Below are 3,384 nucleotides of genomic sequence, written 5' to 3' on the forward strand. Positions count from 1 at the left end.
ATTTTGACTGGTAGTCAGACGCCCGGCATGGCCTGCTGCAGGGTTGGCCACCGCAACTTCGCTTTACAGTCCTTCAGAGCGCAGGTAGCATCACCCCCGTGTTAGGAAAAGTTGAGAATAGCGATCTGATTATCGCTGATGGCCGACCTGCGAACGTCGGTGGGGCGCTTCGTATTCAAGGTGATAAAGTCGCTGCGGTTCATGCACTTGTTGCATCGACACTGTTTAGGCACGTCAGGCTGCTCAATACGCCTTTGTGCCTGGACTTTATTGGAATCAAGGATGCCTTAGAGAAGACTGGGCGATGTAAGGTAGGACAAACTGGCTCACAGGTAGAGGTCAGGTCCGTAGATACGGAAGGATGCGATCTCACCTCATTGGCCAAGTTCCGCGCAACCATGTGCTTATCCACCGCTGTCGGACTTCGCCACGGGATCGTTCATCTCGGTGAGCTTGGGGGGTGTAACTTCTCCCATCGCCCAGTTGAGCGGCACATGGATCTTCTCCGGGCCTTTGGATTCATAGTGTACGAAGATATCGAGTGCCGCGCTGAACTCAAACACCGTGTTCAGGAGGTTCGATTCGACTGCGCGTCCCGGTTTGGCCCGAGTGTCGGTGTTACATGCAATGCGATTATGGCTGCCACACAGTACGAGGGAGCTATTCATCTTACGAACATCGCTCTGGAGCCGGTGGTCGACATCATTATAGAAATGGTCTCGCGCGGAACGCGTCGGCACATCGTTCGGGATGGAAGATGCCTGACCATTCACGCAGGCCGAAATGAGCGTCTTGATGTCGAGGTGGTCCTCCCCCCAGACTACACCGTACTTCTCACCTACGCTGCTGCAGTCATGCCGTTCCACACGGCCTTCGTGGCTGAGGGGGTAGGCGCCATCCCAGACTGCGTATCGGATCTCATGGGCCGATGTGGAATCACCTATCAAGTCGATGGACGGGCAACGCGACTCTCTACCGTCGATGCGCGGCACGCCCGGGAGTTGACCTTTCGCCCTTGGCCGGGGCTACCCACAGACGCCGCCCCTCTTATCGCTGCCGGGTTGGTCAGTTTGCCTGGAATGACCACAATCACCGACCTGGTTTACGATTCCCGGAGCTCCCACGTGCCAGGGCTCAAGCGTCAGGGCTTCGACCTCCGTCATGATGGAGGTCAGCAGATCCAGATTCGAGGATGTGAACCGCACAGGCTTCCCGTACAGGTGCAGGCCCCAGATATCCGGGCCGGCGCTGCGCTCCTCATTGCCAGTCTGGCCCGGGAAGCCAAGACTGAGCTGACCAATTACGCGCAGATTCAGCGTGGTTATGAAGATTGTATCCGTGACCTCCAGCAGATCGGATTCCCGCTTCGTCGGGTAACTGCGCCACTCGTGCCCGCAGGAGCAACTGCATGAGACTTCAACCATGGTTTACCGACGGTTGGGAAACGCAGGAGACCATCACCAGTAAGCCGTTCAATGAACCAATCCGTTTTCGGAGTGTGGTCGCCCTTGGGAGTTGCTTCGCGCGAAATATCGCGCGCTGGCTCGACCATCATGGCGTCCGCAACCACTATGATCTGTGGGACACCCTGTATAACCCTTTCGCCATTGAGGGCGAGTTCACACGTTTGTTTATGCCCCTCCAGTGGGAAGAGCACATTATCGAAGAACGCAAGAATGGAGCCATGAGGTACCGTGACCCATGGCGCTCATGGATCACTGCGCCAACCAGAGAAGAGCTCATGGCTCGTAACGCGGCCTTGGACGACCAAGCTAGGGCTGCACTCCGGGAGGCAAATAGCATCATTATTACTTACGGCCTGAGCGAGGTTTGGGAATCTTACGGATTGACGAATCTCATCCTCAATCGCGTTCCAATTGAGGCTGACCCGCGAGACATCGGAGTACGGTGGGCTTCCCGCTTCGCCACTTCAGAGGAAGTCCAGCGAAGTACTGCAAGCATCATTGACTGCATCCGCCAGCACGTCAGCGCCGATATTCCTATCATATTTACGCTCTCGCCGGTGCCACTCAAATACACGTCGTCCCCCTACAGTGTTGAGGAGGCCACGACTCTCTCCAAGGCTATTCTCGCGGTCGGTATGCGGGACGTGATCGAACGTGCGCCGCACGTCCATTACTTCCGGTCCTATGAGCTGATCAGCCGGTATGACCTTCAGGAGCAGAATGTATGGCAACCGGACCGTCGGCACGTCACTGCATCAGCGATAGACCGGGTTGCACGCGAATTTTTACGGACTTGTGGTTACTTACCTGACGAAGTAGACCAGTTCAACGAGCCCCACTTCTGGGTTCCTCTGGTGGGTCTTAACGGTAAGGTTGTTGGTCGGTCCTACGCCAGTTAACCAAATTGCTGTCATGCCACAAAGATCAATGCAAGGACGTAATGGTGCTGTATTGCGACCGATACAACCCCTGGAATACTTCGAGTTGAAGAGAATGACGTACATGGGCATAGGTGGTCCGGCCCGTTGGCTGTTCGATGTGACTAGCCTTGCGGAAATGAAAGATGTACTTCACTTCGCTAGACATCACGGTCCAATCATGATTCTCGGTGCGGGAAGCAACACGCTGTACTCTGATAGCGGATACCAAGGTGTCGTAATGCGCCTCGCACAGGGAAGATTTAGCTTCGTGGGTGATCGGACCGTGATTGCTGAAGCAGGAGTAAGTTTGCCTCAGCTATCACGGTCGGCAAGGGCCATGAACCTCAGTGGCTTAGAGTGGGCTGAAGGAATTCCTGGGAGGGTCGGGGGGGCTGTGACGATGAACGCCGGGGCCTTCTCCGGAGACATGTCACAAGTCGTGCACGAAGTCACCGTCTTGGACGCCGACGGGCGGCTACACACGCTAACCTGTGACGAACTATGCTTCAGGTACCGGGGAAGTAGCCTACTGGGCAGCGGCCTGATCGTCATTTCCGCAACGCTGTGCTTGAAACCGGGCGATCCCGACGCCATTCGCTCAGAGATGGCCCGATACCGCGACTACCGACTTCTGACCCAGCCTGTCGGCAGGACGCTCGGCAGTACGTTTAAGGGTGTTGTAACGGATCAAGGCATTCGGTCGGCCGGGTGGTACATAGAACAGGCTGGATTGAAGGGCTACCGCATTGGCGACGCTCAGTTCTCTGACCGACACGCTAACTTCATTATGAATCTCGGGCGTGCAACTAGCGCAGATGTTCAAGGACTAACGGAAACCGCTCTACTAAGGGTCGAACAGGCAAGTGGTGTTCGGCTGGAATACGAAATCCAAATTGTTGAACCGGACACAGGCTTCAATCACAGTTCTCCGGTTCAAGCGTCTTAAGCCTCGTTCCCGAGTAGAGAATATACAATGTCAAATGAATTTCACTTAGTTG

Annotated in this window: 3 protein-coding genes; all 3 read left to right on the forward strand. The window is 55.5% G+C overall.

The window, feature by feature from the left end:
* The first annotated feature begins 98 nt into the window (after positions 1-98).
* The 3 genes from K7W41_RS23130 to murB are packed head-to-tail and all read left to right on the forward strand — an operon-like array spanning position 99 to position 3,332.
* Entirely contained in the window at positions 99-1,412 is a 1,314-nt protein-coding gene (locus tag K7W41_RS23130) for a hypothetical protein (protein ID WP_224612894.1), read from the forward strand.
* The gene (locus K7W41_RS23135) at positions 1,409-2,365 is read left to right on the forward strand and encodes a GSCFA domain-containing protein (RefSeq protein WP_224612896.1); all 957 of its coding nucleotides are present in this window, start codon (positions 1,409-1,411) and stop codon (positions 2,363-2,365) included. Before K7W41_RS23130 ends, K7W41_RS23135 begins: the two co-directional genes overlap by 4 nt.
* Positions 2,366-2,393: 28 nt before the next feature.
* Positions 2,394-3,332 (forward strand): UDP-N-acetylmuramate dehydrogenase, encoded by a 939-nt coding sequence (murB, locus tag K7W41_RS23140; RefSeq protein WP_263490054.1) that lies wholly within the window; start codon positions 2,394-2,396, stop codon positions 3,330-3,332.
* Positions 3,333-3,384 lie beyond the last annotated feature (52 nt).

Source organism: Deinococcus multiflagellatus (assembly GCF_020166415.1).
Classification (GTDB): Bacteria; Deinococcota; Deinococci; order Deinococcales; family Deinococcaceae; genus Deinococcus; species Deinococcus multiflagellatus.

Excerpts from the sequence above, each read along its gene's own strand:
- K7W41_RS23135 (WP_224612896.1), top strand. The coding sequence starts at position 1,409 with ATGAGACTTCAACCATGGTTTACCGACGGTTGGGAAACGCAGGAGACC.
- murB (WP_263490054.1), top strand. The coding sequence starts at position 2,394 with ATGCAAGGACGTAATGGTGCTGTATTGCGACCGATACAACCCCTGGAA.